Genomic DNA, 16,673 nt, shown 5'->3' on the forward strand with positions numbered 1-16,673 from the left:
AAATTAGAGCATACTTAAAAAATCTTGTTCTGTAATTATAGGTATTCCTAATCCTTCTGCTTTAGTTCGTTTACTTGGGCCCATTTTATCGCCAGCAACCAAATAACTAGTTTTAGAAGATATAGAAGAAGATACTTTACCACCGTTATCTTCTATTAACTTTTTTAATTCGTTTCTTCCAATGGTTTCAAAAACACCAGATACTACAAAAGTCTTCCCACTTAAAGCATCGGACTGGTTTTCTAATTGTTCTTGAGAAAGACTAAACTGTAAACCATATTCTTTTAACCTGTTTACCAAATGCCTATTATCCGCATCTGAAAAGAAACCAATAACACTTTCCGCAATACGTTCTCCAATTTCGTCTATGGCAATCAGGTTATCAAAAGAAGCTTGCATTAACGCATCTATATTTTTGTAGGCCTTTGCCAATTTTTTTGCTACCGTTTCCCCAACATATCTAATACCCAAAGCAAATAACACACGTTCAAACGGAATTTCTTTAGAAGCCGCTACCCCTTTAACCAAATTTTCCGCAGATTTTTCTGCCATTCTTTCCAACGGCAATAATTGCGCTATGGTTAGGGTATATAAGTCCGCATAGTTTTGTATTAACCCTTCTTTAAAAAGTAGTTCTACGGTTTCGCCACCCAAACCTTCTATATCCATAGCTTTTCTAGAAATAAAATGCTGTATTCTACCAGTAATTTGCGGTGGACACCCCATGTAGTTAGGACAAAAATGTTGTGCTTCTCCTTCTTTTCTAATTAAGTCCGTTCCACATTCAGGACATTGTTGAAGGTATTTGGTTGGTTCTGAATCCAAATTTCTTTTGGTAAAATCTACTGCTGTAATTTTAGGAATAATTTCACCTCCCTTTTCTACAAAAACAGTATCTCCTTCCCTAATATCCAACTTTGCAATTTGGTCGGCATTGTGCAATGAGGCACGCTTTACCGTTGTACCTGCCAACAAAACGGGCTCTAGGTTGGCAACTGGTGTTATAGCTCCCGTACGCCCAACTTGATAACTAATTTTTTTGAGCGTGGTAGCCGCCTGCTCTGCCTTAAATTTATAAGCCATTGCCCATCTAGGAGCCTTAGCTGTATACCCTAACTCTTCTTGCTGTCTAAGACTATTAATTTTAACCACAACCCCATCAGTCTCATAAGGTAAATCATGACGGTGTACATCCCAATAATTCACAAAAGACATAACCTCTTCTGTGCTCTTACACAACTGTGCCACATCTGGCACCTTAAACCCCCATTCCCTTGCTTTCTCCAACATTTTAAATTGGCTGTCAAAGTTTAAATCTGGCCCAACAATACTATACAACAAACACTCCAATGGTCTTTTAGCAACCAGGCTACTATCTTGCAGTTTCAAACTGCCAGAGGCTGTATTTCTTGGGTTCATATACGGTTCTTCTCCATTTTCCAAACGCTCTTGGTTCATTTTGGCAAACCCGTCTAACGGCAACACAATTTCCCCTCGAATATCAAATTTTGCCGGATAATCACCCTTTAATTGCAACGGTACGGATTTAATGGTTTTTATGTTAGTTGTAACATCATCTCCTTGTACGCCATCTCCACGGGTAACCGCCCTAACTAATCTACCTTCCTCATAGGTTAGGTTTATACTTGCCCCATCATATTTAAGCTCACAGGTAAACGCTACTTTTTCATCGCCCAGAATGCGTAATACTCTTTTTTCCCAATCCTCTAAATCTTCTTTGGAATATGAATTATCTAAAGAATACATACGGTATTGATGCTCCACAGTATTAAAATTCTTTGTAATGCTACCGCCAACGCGTAACGTAGGCGATGTGGCATCATAGAACTCTGGATACTTATTTTCTAAGTCTTGAAGCGTTTTTAACTTCATATCAAAATCATAATCAGATATGGTGGGGCTATCCAATACATAATAGTTGTAATTATGCAACCTTAATTCTTCCCTTAGTGCTTCAATCTCTTGCTGTATACTCATATGGGCTACAAAATGTTTTTATGCTTTTATACCTTTTAACATTCGGAAATTACCGAAAATATCTCGTTTTAATTCTACCTGTTCAAAAGAGTTTGCAGCCACCAAGGCTTTAGTTTCCTCTGCTAGGTATTGGTTAATCTCAAAATAGAGTCTTCCCTTAGGTTTTAAATAAGTTTTTGCCTTGAGAGCTATTTCCCTGTAAAATATAAGCGGGTCATTGTCTGAAACAAAAAGTGCCGTAGCCGGCTCATATTCTTTTACATTTTTTTGGATTTCTTTCTTTTCCAGTTCTCTTACATATGGTGGGTTAGACACTATTACGTCCCACGGACCTTGTAGTTCATTGGTAAAGTTGCCAGATAAAACATCAAACTGTTTAAAGGTGACGTCTACTTTATAGTTAATGGCATTCTCTTTGGCAATGAACAAAGCTTCTTTGCTTATATCAACTGCGGTTACCTTGGCATTTGGCAACTCTTGGGCCAATGAAATGGCAATGCATCCACTGCCCGTACCAATATCCAATATACGCTGTGGTTGGGCCACATCAGAATCCGCTATAATCCAAGAAACCAATTCTTCCGTTTCTGGCCTTGGAATAAGCGTATCTTTGGTGATTTTTAACTCCAAATCCCTAAAATAAGCCGCTCCTGTTATATGTTGTACCGGCTCTTCTTCCTTTAAACGTTGTAATGCCGCAAACAATGGAGCTTCTTCTGCTTTACTTACCACATAATTTGGTTGCATAACCAAGGTAAATTTTTGCAGATTTAAGTAATGCCCAATTAACCGATAAAAAAAACTATCAATTTCTTCTTTTGGATAAAGCTCACCTAATTCTTGATGATATAGGTTTTTAATTTCTGAAAGTTGCATGCTATAATTTTCTCAACATATATACCGGACAAGCAGAATGGCCTGTACACCCCATTGGAGCATCAATATATTCAAACCCGTTTTTTTTGTATAATTTTTGAGCTGCTTTCATATATGGCATGGTTTCCAAATACATAGCCTCAAAACCATATTCTTTAGCTTGCGCTATACATGCCGCAATCATTTTTGCACCTAAACCTAAACCCCTTGCTTCTTCTAAAAAATACATTTTTTGCAGCTCGCATACGTTGCCCTTATAATTGTCTAAAGGAGCTATGCCCGCACATCCAATCACCTTTCCATTGGCCGCTACTACAAAATAGTCGCTACGTTCTGCTGCATACGCTGCATACATATCTTTTAAGGCCTCATCCTCATAAGCCGTACCCACTTTTGGCACTCCAAGATCAATTAATACCTTTCTTATTACACGCTCAACTTGCTCGTTGTCTTTAGCTTGTATTTTCCGAATAATTGGCGAATTCATTTCTATGAAATTAAATACTACTTTTAAGCCATGAATATAGACGAAAAATACTTGTTTCGCTGTATAGAACTAGGTAAAATTGGATTGGGAACCACTGCGCCTAACCCCATGGTAGGGTCTGTAATAGTTTGTGCCGATAAAATAATTGGCGAAGGTTACACAAGCCCGTTTGGGGGTCCACATGCCGAAGTGAATGCCATAAATAGTGTAAAGCAAAAAGAACTTTTGACCAAAGCTACTTTATATGTTACCCTAGAACCCTGCTCACACTACGGAAAAACACCTCCGTGTGCAGATTTAATAATTAAAAGTGGAATACCCAATGTGGTAATAGGTATTACAGATCCAAACGAAAAAGTTGCAGGCAAAGGCATACAAAAACTTAAAGATGCCGGGGTAAATGTAATTAGCAATGTTTTGGTGGAAGAATGTGCCGCGCATCATAAACGCTTTCTAACTTTTATTGAAAAAAAACGCCCGTATGTAATTTTAAAATGGGCAGAAACAATAGATGGCTTTATAGCCCCTCCAGACCAGCTACGAAATACGAATCCTGAGCCTTACTGGATTACCAATACCTACTCTAGACAATTAGTGCATAAATGGCGTAGCGAAGAACAAGCTATTCTTGTTGGCGCCAACACCGTACTTGCAGACAACCCCTCTTTAACAGTTAGGGATTGGAAAGGTAAAAATCCTATTAGAGTAATTTTAGATAAAGATTTAAGTCTGCCCAAAACGCTTGCTGTTTTTAATGCGAACGCAAAAGTAATTGTATTGACAAGTAAAACCGAATCTAGCGCTATGGAGCATTTACATTATGAAAAAATTGATTTTCAAAAAGACTTGGCGCAGAGCATTTTAACCACTTTGTACAAAAACAATATCAATAGTATTATTGTAGAAGGTGGCGCCAAAACAATTAATGCGTTCATCTTGAGTGGTCTATGGGATGAAGCAAGAATTTTTACAGGAGAAACTACCTTTAAAAAGGGTGTAACTGCCCCTAAAATTACCGGAAGACTAGGTTTTTCTCAAAAAATTGAATCTGACACACTAAATATACTTACCAATGATTAAAAATATCATCTTCGATTTTGGAGATATATTTATCAACCTAGATAAAATGGCAACTCCAAAAGCCATGGCTAAATTTGGTTTTAAACAAATTACCCCGGCTTTAGACCAGATTTTTAAGGAATATGAAAAAGGAACCATTAGTACAAAAGCTTTTTTAAGACAAATCCAAACCATTTTTCCTAATGCAACAGCCGCTAATCTTATAGAAGCATGGAACGCTATTCTTAAAGATTTTCCGAAATACCGTTTAAAATTTCTCAAAGAATTAAAGCAACAAGACCAGTACAGGTTATTTCTTTTAAGCAATACCAATGAATTGCATATTGAACAGGTTAAAAAGCAAATGGGTAGTTCTTATAGAGTATTTAAAGAATGTTTTGAAGTTTTTTACCTTTCTTATGAAATGGGTAAGCGTAAACCAGATGCTCCTATCTTTGAACAAGTATTAGAAGAAAACAATCTGAAAGCAGAAGAAACCTTTTTTATAGACGACACAAAGGAAAATACGGACGCGGCCAAAAAGTTTGGAATAAAAACCTGGAATTTGCATGTTGGCCAGGAAGACATTATAGACCTTAAAAATTACTTGTAATGCTAAATCTTGCGCTGAGTGTTTTATGCTCTAGTCTCATTTTTGTCATTTTTAAATTGTTTGGCACTTACAAAATTCAATCGCTCTATGCTATTGTGGTAAATTACTTTGTTGCCTGTATCTGTGGTATTCTCTTCTATGAGGGTAAACTAAATGTAAGTGAGCTTGTTGGGTCTGGATGGTTCTATGGCACCTTCGCCCTTGGCATATTGTTTATAACCATCTTTAACATTATGGCCAAATCTTCTCAATTAAACGGGGTTGCCGTAACTTCTGTAGCTACCAAAATGTCATTGGCCATACCTGTGGTATTTGCCTTATTGGTTTATAAAGAATCACTCTCTATTTGGCAAGGCTTGGGTATTGTATTGGCCTTAGCTGCGGTTTATTTTGCATCCATCAAAAAGAAAGGCCTTGTTATAGCACCAAAAACGCTTTTACTACCCTTTTTGGTTTTTGTTGGATCTGGAGTTATAGATACCACTATAAAGTACATTCAAGATGAGTTTCTAGATGAAAGTATGTATCCTATTTTTTCCGCAACAGTTTTTGGTGCAGCAGGTATTGCCGGTGTTTTATTTTTATTGATTAACAGTAAAAAAACACCCTTAAAACGAAATTTGAAGAACTTAATAGGGGGTATTTGTTTGGGTATTCCCAATTATTTCTCCATTTACTTTCTATTGCAGGCACTAAACAACCCTCAATTTAACAGTGCCTCCATATTTACCATTAACAATGTGGCAATAGTAATGTTTACTACTTTCATAGGTATTATATTGTTCAAAGAAAAACTACAACCAAAAAACTGGTTAGGCATAGGATTGGCAGTAATTAGTATTCTTTTGGTAGCTTTGTTTTAATGACAGATTATAAGGATACCTATAGAACCATTTTAGCCCCTGTAGAAGCTATTTTACTAAAGGAGAAAAAAAGTAAATTTATAGGATACGCCTATCCAATAGCTAATGAAGAAGAAGTAAAACCCATTATTGAACTTCTCAAAAAAGAATACCCAACCGCCAACCACGTTTGCTATGCATGGCAATTGGGAGTGGAAAGTATTAGTTACCGTGCCAATGATGATGGCGAACCAAATAATTCTGCCGGCATGCCCATTTATGGGCAAATACAAGCGTTTGATATTACCAATGTTTTAGTGGCAGTTGTACGTATTTTTGGTGGTACAAAATTGGGTGTTGGTGGTTTAATATCTACCTATAAAGAATGTGCCAAATTAACTTTAGAAGAAGCAAAGGTTACCACCAAAATACTCACTGCTCCTTTAATTTTAAATTTTGATTATGATAAAATGAACGTGGTAATGCGTTTAATCAAAAAACACCAATTAGAAATAGTTAAACAGCTAATGGAAATTAATTGCACGATAACGTTAGCTATTAAAAAAAGTGAATTGGCACACGTTTCAAAAAAATTCACTCCCCTTAAAGGAATAGAAGTATTAATCCCCGATTGCTAATTTTTCTAAAATGTAATTTGGACATTTAATAGGTCTCATTTTTTCCATATCCATAAAAACCAAGGTTGTAGAAGCTTCGACTAAAAGTTCATTTTTCTCGTTGTAAATTTCGTAATCAAATTCTATTCGTACTCCCGGCTTTTTTTTCAACATTGTTTTTATTGTGATGAGGTCGTCATACTTAGCAGATTTCTTATACCTAAGTTGTAAGTCAATTACTGGCAACATTACCCCATTTTCCTCCATTTGCTTGTAAGAAATCCCTAAATCCCTTAGCCACTCTACTCTCCCCACTTCTAAGTAGGCGGCATAGTTACCGTGATAAACCACACCCATTTGGTCTGTTTCCCCATATCTAACTCTAAAAGAATATGTGTTAAATTTCATTTCACTATCTATTTTTTGGTATATTTAAAGGCTATGCTGATTTGATGAAAACATGCAAAAAAAAAATCATTATTTCAATAAGAGTTTGGTTTTTTTTTTAGCTTTTTTGTTCACATATTTGCCCCTGTTCAAATTAACAGGGACACGCCCCCGATTTCAGTTTTAGTTTATAAAACATTACACTAACCAAAATACAAAGGACACACTAAGAATGAGTAATACTGCATCTTCCATTTGGAACAATTGTTTGGCATTTATCGAGGATAATATCCAACCGCAGGCATTCAAAACGTGGTTCCTTCCCATTAAACCGGTAAGACTTGCAGACAATGCTTTGAGCATACAAGTACCGAGTAAATTTTTCTATGAGTGGCTAGAAGAACACTATGTAAAGTTGTTAAAAGTTGCTTTAAGAAAAGAGTTGGGTGCTAACGCCAAATTAGTCTACATCATTAAGATGGAAAACAAATATGGCAATAATGAATCTTTTACAGAAAAGATTCCTAGCTCTAACCGCTCTGCAATGGCTCCACAAGAATTAGATGTACCTATTACGTCTAAAAATCCAGAGCTAAAAAATCCGTTTGTTATCCCGGGTATTAGGAACATTAAAATTGAATCGCAACTTAACCCAAATTACAATTTTGACAACTTCTTAGAAGGTGACTCTAACCGCTTGGCAAGATCGGCCGGTATGGCGGTTGCCAATAAACCAGGAGGTACATCTTTTAATCCACTAATGATTTTTGGTGGTGTTGGTTTGGGTAAGACCCACTTGGCGCATGCCATTGGGGTAGAAATTAAAGACAAATATCCAGAAAAAACAGTTCTTTATATCTCCGCAGAAAAATTTACCCAGCAGTATATAGAATCCGTTAAAAAGAATACCAGAAATGATTTTATACATTTTTATCAATTAATAGATGTTTTAATCATAGATGATGTTCAATTCCTAAGTGGAAAATCTGGAACACAAGATGTATTCTTTCATATATTCAACCATTTACATCAAAATGGCAAGCAGGTAATCCTAACTTCGGATAAGGCACCTGTAGACATGCAAGATATAGAGCAACGTTTGCTTTCTAGATTTAAATGGGGGCTTTCTGCAGAATTGCAAAGTCCAGATTACGAAACACGTGTCTCTATCTTAAAAAACAAATTATATAGGGATGGTGTAGAAATGCCAGATGAAATTATAGATCATGTGGCCAAAAACATCAAGACCAATATACGTGAGTTAGAAGGCGCCATTATTTCTCTAATTGCCCAATCTTCTTTTAATAAAAGAGAAGTAACTTTAGACTTGGCACAGCAAGTTGTAGAAAAGTTTGTTAAGAACACTAAAAGAGAAGTTTCTATAGATTACATTCAAAAAGTAGTTTCAGATTATTTTGAAATGGATGTAGCCACTTTACAATCCAAAACTAGAAAAAGGCACATTGTACAAGCTAGACAATTGGCTATGTTTTTTGCAAAGAAATTTACAAAAGCGTCTTTGGCAAGTATAGGTTCCCAAATTGGCAAAAGAGACCATGCAACGGTATTACACGCGTGCAAAACTGTAGATAATTTGGCAGAAACCGATAAGCAGTTTAAAAAATACATAGACGACCTTACTAAAAAATTTACCTAAAACCAATTAGGCAATGACCAAAATATTAATGGTGTGTCTAGGTAATATATGCCGTTCTCCTTTAGCTGAGGGGATACTGCAAAACAAAGTGAATACGGAAAATGTACTTGTAGATTCCGCAGGAACGGCTGGGTATCATATTGGTAATGCTCCAGACCCACGCTCAGTGGCGGTAGCAAGAACACATGGCTTAGATATTTCAAAACAACAATGTCGAAAATTCCAAACGGAAGATTTTAAAGATTTTGATCGTATCTACGTTATGGATAAAAGCAATTATGCAAATGTCCTTAGCCTTGCAACATCCATAGAAGATAAAGAAAAAGTAAAGTTGTTGCTTAGTGAAATTGATGGTAAAACAAACGAAGTTCCAGACCCTTATTATGGTGGAGAAGATGGCTTTGAACAAGTTTATCAATTAATCAATAAAGCTTGTGATATAATTGCCCAAGAACTTAGTTAATCTAATTTAAAATGGAAACAACCCAATCCCCCAAGGGCCAATTATTTCTTATTCCTACCATGCTGGGAGATACCGCTCCACTGGAGGTTTTACCCATTTCCATTAAACAGACTATTGAAAATATAGACTTCTACATTGCCGAGAACGAAAAAACGGCAAGACGTTTTATCAAAAGAATAAGTCCTGGCAAATCACAACCCAGTCTACATTTTGATATTTTAAATAAATACACAGACCCATCCGAGCTACCCAACTTTCTAAAGCCATGTCTAGATGGTATTTCAGTTGGTTTATTATCAGAAGCAGGGTGCCCGGGAATAGCCGACCCCGGAGCAGATATAGTTAAGTTAGCACATGAAAAAGATATTAGGGTAGTACCCCTTGTTGGGCCTTCTTCTATATTATTGGCAATGATGGCTAGCGGTATGAACGGCCAAAGCTTTGCTTTCAATGGGTACCTACCCATAGATAGTACGGAACGGACCAAAGCAATAAAGAGGTTTGAGCGTCTGTCAAGAGAGTCACAACAATCCCAAGCTTTTATTGAGACGCCTTATAGGAACGAAAAGTTGTTTGAAGAATTCCTAAAACGCTTGCATCCCAGCACAGAACTGTGTGTTGCCGTAGATATAACCTTGGATACCGAGGTAATAAAAACAAAAACGGTAACAGAATGGAAAAAGACCACGTGGGACCTTCAAAAAAGACCAGCGGTCTTTATTATACACGCTAAATAAAAAGCGTTTAAATTCTAGGTTTTTGCTTTGCTTTTATAACAGATACATCAAAGCCAGCAAATTTTTTCATGTAATAGGCCACTGTACTACCATAGGCATCTGAAAAATCCGCTTGCCCGTAAGACCGTAAATATTTTTTTACGTTACCGGCACCTGCTAAATGGGCAGCTGCAACTATTCCTGACTCCGTTATAGTGATTCCATTAATACGTTTGCCAACAAATCTTTTAATATCCCTGCGCAGTATCCATTTATTTCTGGCCACGTTTAGATTAAAAACCTTTTCTTGTAATGCTGGGTCGTTTAAAAACGCATTACCGTCTTTTACCCCCATTAAACGTAAGGTTGATCTACCAAATTGATATTTTCCTAAATAGCCTAAAGTGTTAACACTAGCATAATCTCCTTGAGACTCTTTAAAGGCAAGAGCATCTTTAAACCCTTGATAGCTTTTACCCAGAAAAACGTTTAAGGTTTTCTCGTTTTCTAATGAAATACGGGTTTGTTCCTCTGGAAAATCAAACAACAACCCTTGATTATGAACCTTTAATAAATCCGGCACATTTACCTTTGTGTTTTTTACCCTATAGGTAGCAAAACTTGTCAAAATTGTAATTATGGCAAGATGACCTAAAAATCCGATCCATCTTTTCATAAGCGTTCTTTTTTAAGGATTGTATAAAATCCTAATTGGCCGGCAAATATACGGGGGATCTTGCGTTAAATGTTAAAAAATATCCTAACTTTTTGATAAATAGGTATTAAAAAGCGTTAAACGGAGAGCATTAGGAGGATATTATCTACTAATCCGTTGTTGGTTCAACCATTGCACGTACTGCACTTTATTTTGATTGTGCTGCGCCAATGTCTTTGCAAATTTGTGATACCCAAAGTTAGTAACATCTGCCACAAAATACAAATATTGATGCTCTTCTGGATTTAAAACAGCTTCTATGGAAGAGATATCTGGCATAGTAATAGGCCCCGGGGGTAAACCGGCATATTTGTAGGTATTGTAGGGCGAATCCATTTCCAAATCTCTATACAAAACACGTTTAATGATGGTATCATAATTACCTGTTTCCCGTTTTATGGCGTAAATCACAGTAGGATCTGCTTGTAATAGCATTCCCTTTTTTAATCTGTTTAAATATACCCCAGCTACTCTAGGTCTTTCATCTACCTTAACAGTCTCTTTTTGCACAATTGCCGCCAAAGCAATTGCTTGGTTTGGTGTTAATCCTTGTTGTTTTGCTTTTGCGCTTCTTTCATTGGTCCAAAAAGCCCTGTATTCCTTTAACATGCGTTCCCTTACACCTTCAGCGGTAGTATTCCAAAAAAATTCATAGGTGTTTGGCAGGTATAAAGAGAGCTCATTATGAGTATCAAAGCCATGCTCTTTGAGAAAAGCTGAATCGCTTAAAACAGTTGCTAACGTTAAACTATCTGGCTCTATTTGTGCTGCAATTCTACCAGCCAATGTTCCTATACTCTCCTGATTGTTAAACGTAACTTTTACAGGTAGGTTTTGGCTTCTAAGGGTGTTTACAATTTCATTATTATTCATACCCTTGGTAATTCTATACCTTCCCCCCTTAATATTAGCTAGGTAACCTTTTCTATTTGCAACGGACAAGAACGCATCCAGATCTTCCAACAAAGGTGCTAACCTTTCGGTTACATCTTGGGTGGTAGCATTACTTGGCATAAAAACAAATGCCTCTTTGTTCTCAAAGGCTGTATTTGGGGTAAATATTGCTGTATAAATGGAATAAGCAAAGATGGCAACAACAACCAAACCCAAAAGGGCGGCAGCTAAAATAACTTTCTTAAGATTTTTCAAGGTCTTATTTTTTGATATAATATTTCGTTCTTAAATTCTTTATTAAAGCGTATCCAGTCTTTTTTAACACCTACTTTTTGGTAGCCCAACTTTGTAAATACATGATTACTCTTTTGATTTTCCTCTAAAACGTTGGCATAAATCTGATGTAAATCTAAGATTTGAAAGCAATAATCCTCAATCAAACTTAAGGCTTCACTACCAATTCCCTTATTTTGAAAATGTTTATTGTAAATTATAATTCCAACACCAACCCTTTTATGGCTAGGCTCAAAATCAAACAAGTCTACAAAACCTAGTGCGTTACCTGTACCATTTTCACAGATACACAACCTTAACTGTTTGGCCTCATAAACATCTAAATGGGCATTTTCAATGTATTGTCGCAACAATTCTTTGGAATAAGGAGCTAGGGTTCCGCTTAACTCCCAAATTGCCATATCGTTTTCTACTTGATATAAAAAATCAATATCAGAAGATTCTAACGCCCTTAAAAACACCTGTTCCCCTGCCAGATTTAGCATGCAATTTCCCCTTTAAATACTTTTTGTGCAGGTCCTTTTAAGAACACCTCCTTATAACCACTTTCATTATGCGCAAAAGAAATACTTAAATCGCCTCCTCTAGCTTTTATTTTTACCGTGTTGGAGCTAGTCTTTCTAAGTTTATGCATAGCTAAAGCAACTGCAGTTACACCGGTACCGCAAGATAAAGTTTCATCTTCTACTCCACGCTCGTAAGTTCTAACCTCAAAAGTATTGTCTTCTAAAGGTGTTACAAAATTAATATTACTACCGGTTTCGCCATACAGACCATATCTTAGTTTAGCCCCTTCTTTTTTAACATCTAGATTAGCAACATCAGCAACTATTTGAACATGGTGTGGCGAACCTGTATTTAAAAAATTGTATTTCTCTTTCTGTTGAATCTCATCAACATCAATCATTTGTAAGGCAACCACATCCCCATTAATGGATGCATGGTGCAACCCATCAATTGCATTAAAGGTTGTTTTATCCGCAATCAGTTTTAAATCCCTAGCAAAAGCAACCAAGCATCTTCCGCCGTTGCCACACATTGTACTGGTATTTCCATCAGAATTGTAGTAAACCATTTTAAAATCTGACAAGTTGTCATTTTCTAAAAGTATCAATCCGTCCGCTCCAATACCAAATCGTCTATCACATAAAAATTTTACCAAATCTGTATTGTCTTTAGGAAAAGTATCTTTGCGATTATCTACCATCACAAAGTCGTTTCCAGTACCTTGATATTTATAAAATTCTAGTGTGAGTCCTATCTTCATGCCGCAAATATACTACAATCTTTAAGGAATGTTTAGCAGTTAAAAAGCCGTTAATTTGTTAAAATTGGCACGATTTATGGCTACTTTTAAAACGCTTAATGTTTTAAAAAGAGTTATTTAGATATGAGAAGAACAGCACAATTATTTTTAGCGGCCTTATTGGCCGGTGGTGTCACACTAGGCGCCTATAAATTGTTTTTTGAAAAAGAACAATTTACGTTTGTGGCTCAGAATGAGGCCACTCCATTTTTAACTACCAGCATGCCCGCTTCCGCTAAAGGCGCCGGTATTAATGAGGTTGACTTTACAGTTGCGGCAGAAAAAACCATTAACGCGGTAGTACACGTTAAAAACATGACGGTAAGCCCGGCTAATCCCCTTGCAGAGTTTTTTTATGGCTTTAAAGGCAGCCAAACCCCACAGATTGGTACCGGTTCTGGGGTAATTATTTCTCCTGATGGCTACATTGTAACAAACAACCATGTTATAGATAAAGCAAATTCATTAGAAATAACCTTGAACAACAACAAAAGCTACGAAGCGGAAATAGTAGGAACGGACCCAAGTTCTGATATTGCACTTTTAAAAATTGAAGTAGAGAATCCCCTACCCTATTTAGCGTTTGGCGATTCTGACAATGCCAAAATTGGAGAATGGGTTTTAGCGGTAGGTAATCCATTTAACCTTACCTCTACGGTAACCGCAGGTATTGTTAGTGCAAAAGCTAGGTCAATAAGTACCAATAGAAACCAATCTTTTATACAAACAGATGCAGCCGTTAATCCCGGTAATTCTGGTGGTGCATTGGTAAATACAAATGGCGATTTAATTGGTATTAATACAGCTATTACATCACAAACCGGATCCTACGTAGGGTATTCTTTTGCGGTTCCTAGCAATATTGCTAAAAAAGTGGTAGATGACTTACTAGAGTTTGGTAAGGTGCAAAAAGGAATTTTAGGAATATCTGCATTAAGTTTAGATAGCCCACAAGCTAAAGAAATGAATATTGACCAGGTTAATGGTGTTTACGTTGCCGGTGTAGAAGATGAATCTGGAGCCGAAGAGGCTGGTCTTAAAGAAGGCGATATCATAAAACAAGTAGGGAATATTAAGGTGAGTAAATTCTCAGAATTAACTGGTTATCTATCTTCTAAAAGACCGGGCGATGTGGTTGAGGTGTTGGTAGACCGTGGTGGTGAAACCAAGACCTTTGAGGTTGAACTCAAGAAAAGACAAACCGAGATACTACCGGTTATGGGGCTACAAGTAAAAAATCTTTCTAAGGAAGACCAGAAAAAATACAAAACCAAGAAAGGTGTTAAGATTACCAACGTTCCAGAACGTTATAGAGGTTATGAATTAGAAGATAAGGTTATGATTCTAATTGATGATGATGAGATACGCGATGTGGAAGATGCAAAAGAGCTATTCCAAAAAATAACTCGTTACGGGAGAACCAGTATTACTTTATTGGGAGAAAATGGTGAAAGAGAACGATTGATTTTTCAATAAACCCTCAAAAAAATAATACAATTAAAGCACCTCATAGAGGTGCTTTTTTTATTGTCAATATATTTTTACGAAAACGTTTGAAATACTACTTTTGCCGAAAATTAAACTGACAATCTAAGCTGTTATGAGCAACATTAAATCCTACGAAAAGGAACTTGCTTTTCAGGCCGATAGAAGAAAGGCCACAACGGAATTCATTAAACTTATAAGTGATTTATGGTACGATAAATCTATTGAAATTGTACTATTCAAAAATCAAGTGATAGACCGTAATGTAAGTGATATTATTAACTTGCATGAATATGCGGGGGAATTTGTTCAAAAACCCATATCTATTTTTGACTCCGTAGAACTGCTAAGAGCAATTAATGACATACCCTTACCACCGGCCAAAATAGACATTGGCAAACTTACCTATGAATATCATTCTCAAATAAGTGAGCATTTAAATGTAAAAGCATTTGTTTTAGATAAACTAAATGATGCCCATGAAACAAAAGCCATTAAACCAAAAGATGTTGTGCTTTATGGTTTTGGTAGAATAGGAAGGTTGTTAGCTAGGGAATTAATGGCAAAAACCGGAAAAGGCAATCAACTTAGGCTTAGGGCTATAGTAACACGTGGAGCCATTTCACAAGAAGTTTTAGAGAAAAGAGCGGCGCTTTTAAGAACGGATTCTGTTCATGGTGAATTTAGTGGCACAGTCTCTATTGATATGGACCAGAAAGCCCTAGTGGTAAATGGCACAACTATTTTCTTTATCGCTGCTAATAAGCCAGAAGATATAAACTACACGGAATATGGCATTAAAGATGCCTTGGTAATAGACAATACGGGAGCATTCAGAGACCGTAAAGAACTAAGCAGACATCTAAAATCTAAAGGATGCTCAAAAGTTTTGCTTACCGCACCTGGTAAAGAAATACCTAATATTGTACATGGGGTAAACCACCTAGACCATAATCCAGATAAAGAAACTATATTTTCAGCTGCCTCTTGTACTACCAATGCAATAAGTCCTATTTTAAAAGTCATAGATGATTCTTTAGAGATAGAAAACGGACATTTAGAAACTATTCATGCCTATACCAACGACCAGAATTTGGTAGATAACATGCATAGTAAATACAGAAGAGGTAGAGCTGCCGCACTTAACATGGTTATTACAGAAACAGGAGCTGGCAAAGCGGTTTCAAAAGCCTTGCCCAATTTAGAAGGCAAACTAACTTCTAATGCTATAAGAGTACCCGTGCCTAACGGCTCTTTGGCTATTTTAAATCTTGAAGTAAAAAACCAGACCACTAAAGAAGCCGTAAATACCATATTAAAGAAATATGCGTTAGAAGGCGATTTAGTGGAGCAAATTAAATACTCATTAAGTAATGAGTTGGTATCCTCTGACATTGTGGGTACCTCTGCCCCATCTATCTATGATAGTAAAGCTACCATAGTAGATGATAGCGGAAAGAACATTATCTTATATATCTGGTATGACAATGAATACGGGTATAGTCATCAGGTTATCCGTTTGGCAAAATACGTTGCCAAGGTAAGACGATACACCTATTATTAAAAGTTTTTTTGGGGATTGGTTTTATTGGCTTAATTTCGCCAGTCCCCATTAAAATCTATAAGAACACTAAAGCGAAACACTATGAAAAACCTCTCTATTATCCTATTTACATTAGCTTTATCCTTATCTTTTGGATATGCACAGGAAAACACTGAGGAGAATGCGGTAGAAGACAATTCCATTAAAGGCCAATTTGAAACACTTATTAGAAAATCTGGAAATTATAGGGCTCAAGGTAAGCGGTATGAAGTTGTTCGGGTATTGGAATTGGAAGCACTACAAAGTAATGTGTTAGATTCTATTAAAACCGCTAATAGCACAATTACCGGTTTAAGAGCTACCATAGAAAAAAATGAAACTGAAATAAACAGTTTAAATTCAAGATTAGGCGAAACTAGTAGCAATCTAGAAAACATTACAGAAGAAAAAGATAGCATTCAATTTTTAGGCGCTTTAATGCCTAAAGGCACCTACAAACTAATTGTTTGGTCTATCATTTTTGCCTTGGTTATCTTTCTTGCATTTTTCATCTATAAATTTAAAAATAGTAATGCTTTAACCGTACAGGCAAAAGATGCTTTGGCAGAACTGGAAACGGAATATGAGCAGCACAGAAGAAGAGCTTTGGAAAGAGAGCAAAAAATAAGTAGGAAATTACAAGACGAAATCAACAAGAATCGTAAGTAATAGTAAACCGAAT

At 36.4% G+C, this 16,673-nt stretch carries 18 protein-coding genes; 10 read left to right on the plus strand and 8 right to left on the minus strand.

The window, feature by feature from the left end; all coding sequences use genetic code 11:
• Window positions 1-3: 3 nt before the first annotated feature.
• Genes ligA through ACXAGS_RS06735 form a run of 3 tightly spaced genes read right to left on the minus strand, consistent with a single transcriptional unit; the run spans window position 4 to window position 3,361 of the window.
• The gene (gene ligA / locus ACXAGS_RS06725; RefSeq protein WP_474905644.1) at window positions 4-1,998 is read right to left on the minus strand and encodes an NAD-dependent DNA ligase LigA; all 1,995 of its coding nucleotides are present in this window, start codon (window positions 1,996-1,998) and stop codon (window positions 4-6) included.
• An 18-nt stretch (window positions 1,999-2,016) separates the two neighbouring features.
• Window positions 2,017-2,874, minus strand: a complete 858-nt coding sequence (prmC, locus tag ACXAGS_RS06730; protein WP_474905645.1) for a peptide chain release factor N(5)-glutamine methyltransferase — start codon at window positions 2,872-2,874, stop codon at window positions 2,017-2,019.
• 1 nt (window position 2,875) lies between these two features.
• Window positions 2,876-3,361, minus strand: a complete 486-nt coding sequence (locus ACXAGS_RS06735) for a GNAT family N-acetyltransferase (RefSeq protein ID WP_474905646.1) — start codon at window positions 3,359-3,361, stop codon at window positions 2,876-2,878.
• 30 nt (window positions 3,362-3,391) lie between these two features.
• Here ACXAGS_RS06735 and ribD point away from each other — a divergent pair, with 30 nt between their 5' ends.
• The 4 genes from ribD to ACXAGS_RS06755 are packed head-to-tail and all read left to right on the plus strand — an operon-like array spanning window position 3,392 to window position 6,513.
• Entirely contained in the window at window positions 3,392-4,441 is a 1,050-nt protein-coding gene (gene ribD, locus ACXAGS_RS06740; protein ID WP_474905648.1) for a bifunctional diaminohydroxyphosphoribosylaminopyrimidine deaminase/5-amino-6-(5-phosphoribosylamino)uracil reductase RibD, read from the plus strand.
• Entirely contained in the window at window positions 4,434-5,033 is a 600-nt protein-coding gene (locus tag ACXAGS_RS06745; RefSeq protein WP_474905650.1) for an HAD family hydrolase, read from the plus strand. The genes ribD and ACXAGS_RS06745 overlap by 8 nt, the downstream gene beginning before the upstream one ends.
• Window positions 5,033-5,896 carry an EamA family transporter gene (locus ACXAGS_RS06750; RefSeq protein ID WP_474905651.1) on the plus strand — a complete coding sequence of 288 codons (864 nt, stop codon included), beginning with the start codon at window positions 5,033-5,035 and terminating at the stop codon, window positions 5,894-5,896. Before ACXAGS_RS06745 ends, ACXAGS_RS06750 begins: the two co-directional genes overlap by 1 nt.
• Window positions 5,896-6,513, plus strand: coding sequence for an IMPACT family protein (locus tag ACXAGS_RS06755; protein WP_474905653.1), 618 nt, complete (start codon window positions 5,896-5,898; stop codon window positions 6,511-6,513). Before ACXAGS_RS06750 ends, ACXAGS_RS06755 begins: the two co-directional genes overlap by 1 nt.
• Here ACXAGS_RS06755 and ACXAGS_RS06760 read toward each other — a convergent pair.
• A complete protein-coding gene (locus ACXAGS_RS06760; protein ID WP_474905655.1) occupies window positions 6,496-6,900 on the minus strand; it encodes an acyl-CoA thioesterase in 405 nt (134 codons plus the stop codon). The two genes, ACXAGS_RS06755 and ACXAGS_RS06760, sit on opposite strands and share 18 nt — an antisense overlap.
• Before the next feature lie 211 nt (window positions 6,901-7,111).
• Here ACXAGS_RS06760 and dnaA point away from each other — a divergent pair, with 211 nt between their 5' ends.
• From dnaA to ACXAGS_RS06775, 3 genes are read left to right on the plus strand one after another with little or no spacing between them, the layout of a single operon-like run.
• A complete protein-coding gene (gene dnaA / locus ACXAGS_RS06765; protein WP_010517997.1) occupies window positions 7,112-8,536 on the plus strand; it encodes a chromosomal replication initiator protein DnaA in 1,425 nt (474 codons plus the stop codon).
• 13 nt (window positions 8,537-8,549) lie between these two features.
• Window positions 8,550-8,999, plus strand: coding sequence for a low molecular weight protein-tyrosine-phosphatase (locus tag ACXAGS_RS06770; RefSeq protein WP_474905657.1), 450 nt, complete (start codon window positions 8,550-8,552; stop codon window positions 8,997-8,999).
• Window positions 9,000-9,010: 11 nt separating this feature from the next.
• Window positions 9,011-9,736, plus strand: coding sequence for an SAM-dependent methyltransferase (locus ACXAGS_RS06775; RefSeq protein WP_474905658.1), 726 nt, complete (start codon window positions 9,011-9,013; stop codon window positions 9,734-9,736).
• Between the two features lie 7 nt (window positions 9,737-9,743).
• Here the strand turns inward: ACXAGS_RS06775 and ACXAGS_RS06780 are convergent, their stop codons facing one another.
• The 4 genes from ACXAGS_RS06780 to dapF form a co-directional block, all read right to left on the minus strand.
• Window positions 9,744-10,391, minus strand: a complete 648-nt coding sequence (locus tag ACXAGS_RS06780; protein ID WP_474905660.1) for a lysozyme family protein — start codon at window positions 10,389-10,391, stop codon at window positions 9,744-9,746.
• A 141-nt stretch (window positions 10,392-10,532) separates the two neighbouring features.
• Entirely contained in the window at window positions 10,533-11,579 is a 1,047-nt protein-coding gene (mltG, locus tag ACXAGS_RS06785; protein ID WP_474905661.1) for an endolytic transglycosylase MltG, read from the minus strand.
• Window positions 11,576-12,103, minus strand: a complete 528-nt coding sequence (locus tag ACXAGS_RS06790; protein ID WP_474905662.1) for a GNAT family N-acetyltransferase — start codon at window positions 12,101-12,103, stop codon at window positions 11,576-11,578. The genes mltG and ACXAGS_RS06790 overlap by 4 nt, the downstream gene beginning before the upstream one ends.
• Window positions 12,097-12,885 carry a diaminopimelate epimerase gene (gene dapF, locus ACXAGS_RS06795; RefSeq protein ID WP_474905664.1) on the minus strand — a complete coding sequence of 263 codons (789 nt, stop codon included), beginning with the start codon at window positions 12,883-12,885 and terminating at the stop codon, window positions 12,097-12,099. Before dapF ends, ACXAGS_RS06790 begins: the two co-directional genes overlap by 7 nt.
• 123 nt (window positions 12,886-13,008) lie before the next feature.
• Here dapF and ACXAGS_RS06800 point away from each other — a divergent pair, with 123 nt between their 5' ends.
• From ACXAGS_RS06800 to ACXAGS_RS06810, 3 genes are all read left to right on the plus strand, one after another.
• The gene (locus tag ACXAGS_RS06800) at window positions 13,009-14,400 is read left to right on the plus strand and encodes a S1C family serine protease (RefSeq protein ID WP_474905665.1); all 1,392 of its coding nucleotides are present in this window, start codon (window positions 13,009-13,011) and stop codon (window positions 14,398-14,400) included.
• Between the two features lie 124 nt (window positions 14,401-14,524).
• Window positions 14,525-15,973, plus strand: coding sequence for a glyceraldehyde-3-phosphate dehydrogenase (locus tag ACXAGS_RS06805; RefSeq protein ID WP_474905667.1), 1,449 nt, complete (start codon window positions 14,525-14,527; stop codon window positions 15,971-15,973).
• An 81-nt stretch (window positions 15,974-16,054) separates the two neighbouring features.
• The gene (locus tag ACXAGS_RS06810) at window positions 16,055-16,660 is read left to right on the plus strand and encodes a tRNA (guanine-N1)-methyltransferase (RefSeq protein ID WP_474905669.1); all 606 of its coding nucleotides are present in this window, start codon (window positions 16,055-16,057) and stop codon (window positions 16,658-16,660) included.
• Window positions 16,661-16,673 lie beyond the last annotated feature (13 nt).

This window comes from Croceivirga sp. ABH4_376, from assembly GCF_056160685.1.

What these genes read in the sequence shown, in the direction of transcription:
- ligA (WP_474905644.1), bottom strand. Translation starts at nt 1,998, where the DNA reads ATGAGTATACAGCAAGAGATTGAAGCACTAAGGGAAGAATTAAGGTTG.
- prmC (WP_474905645.1), bottom strand. Translation starts at nt 2,874, where the DNA reads ATGCAACTTTCAGAAATTAAAAACCTATATCATCAAGAATTAGGTGAG.
- ACXAGS_RS06735 (WP_474905646.1), bottom strand. Translation starts at nt 3,361, where the DNA reads ATGAATTCGCCAATTATTCGGAAAATACAAGCTAAAGACAACGAGCAA.
- ribD (WP_474905648.1), top strand. Translation starts at nt 3,392, where the DNA reads ATGAATATAGACGAAAAATACTTGTTTCGCTGTATAGAACTAGGTAAA.
- ACXAGS_RS06745 (WP_474905650.1), top strand. Translation starts at nt 4,434, where the DNA reads ATGATTAAAAATATCATCTTCGATTTTGGAGATATATTTATCAACCTA.
- ACXAGS_RS06750 (WP_474905651.1), top strand. Translation starts at nt 5,033, where the DNA reads ATGCTAAATCTTGCGCTGAGTGTTTTATGCTCTAGTCTCATTTTTGTC.
- ACXAGS_RS06755 (WP_474905653.1), top strand. Translation starts at nt 5,896, where the DNA reads ATGACAGATTATAAGGATACCTATAGAACCATTTTAGCCCCTGTAGAA.
- ACXAGS_RS06760 (WP_474905655.1), bottom strand. Translation starts at nt 6,900, where the DNA reads ATGAAATTTAACACATATTCTTTTAGAGTTAGATATGGGGAAACAGAC.
- dnaA (WP_010517997.1), top strand. Translation starts at nt 7,112, where the DNA reads ATGAGTAATACTGCATCTTCCATTTGGAACAATTGTTTGGCATTTATC.
- ACXAGS_RS06770 (WP_474905657.1), top strand. Translation starts at nt 8,550, where the DNA reads ATGACCAAAATATTAATGGTGTGTCTAGGTAATATATGCCGTTCTCCT.
- ACXAGS_RS06775 (WP_474905658.1), top strand. Translation starts at nt 9,011, where the DNA reads ATGGAAACAACCCAATCCCCCAAGGGCCAATTATTTCTTATTCCTACC.
- ACXAGS_RS06780 (WP_474905660.1), bottom strand. Translation starts at nt 10,391, where the DNA reads ATGAAAAGATGGATCGGATTTTTAGGTCATCTTGCCATAATTACAATT.
- ACXAGS_RS06790 (WP_474905662.1), bottom strand. Translation starts at nt 12,103, where the DNA reads ATGCTAAATCTGGCAGGGGAACAGGTGTTTTTAAGGGCGTTAGAATCT.
- dapF (WP_474905664.1), bottom strand. Translation starts at nt 12,885, where the DNA reads ATGAAGATAGGACTCACACTAGAATTTTATAAATATCAAGGTACTGGA.
- ACXAGS_RS06800 (WP_474905665.1), top strand. Translation starts at nt 13,009, where the DNA reads ATGAGAAGAACAGCACAATTATTTTTAGCGGCCTTATTGGCCGGTGGT.
- ACXAGS_RS06805 (WP_474905667.1), top strand. Translation starts at nt 14,525, where the DNA reads ATGAGCAACATTAAATCCTACGAAAAGGAACTTGCTTTTCAGGCCGAT.
- ACXAGS_RS06810 (WP_474905669.1), top strand. Translation starts at nt 16,055, where the DNA reads ATGAAAAACCTCTCTATTATCCTATTTACATTAGCTTTATCCTTATCT.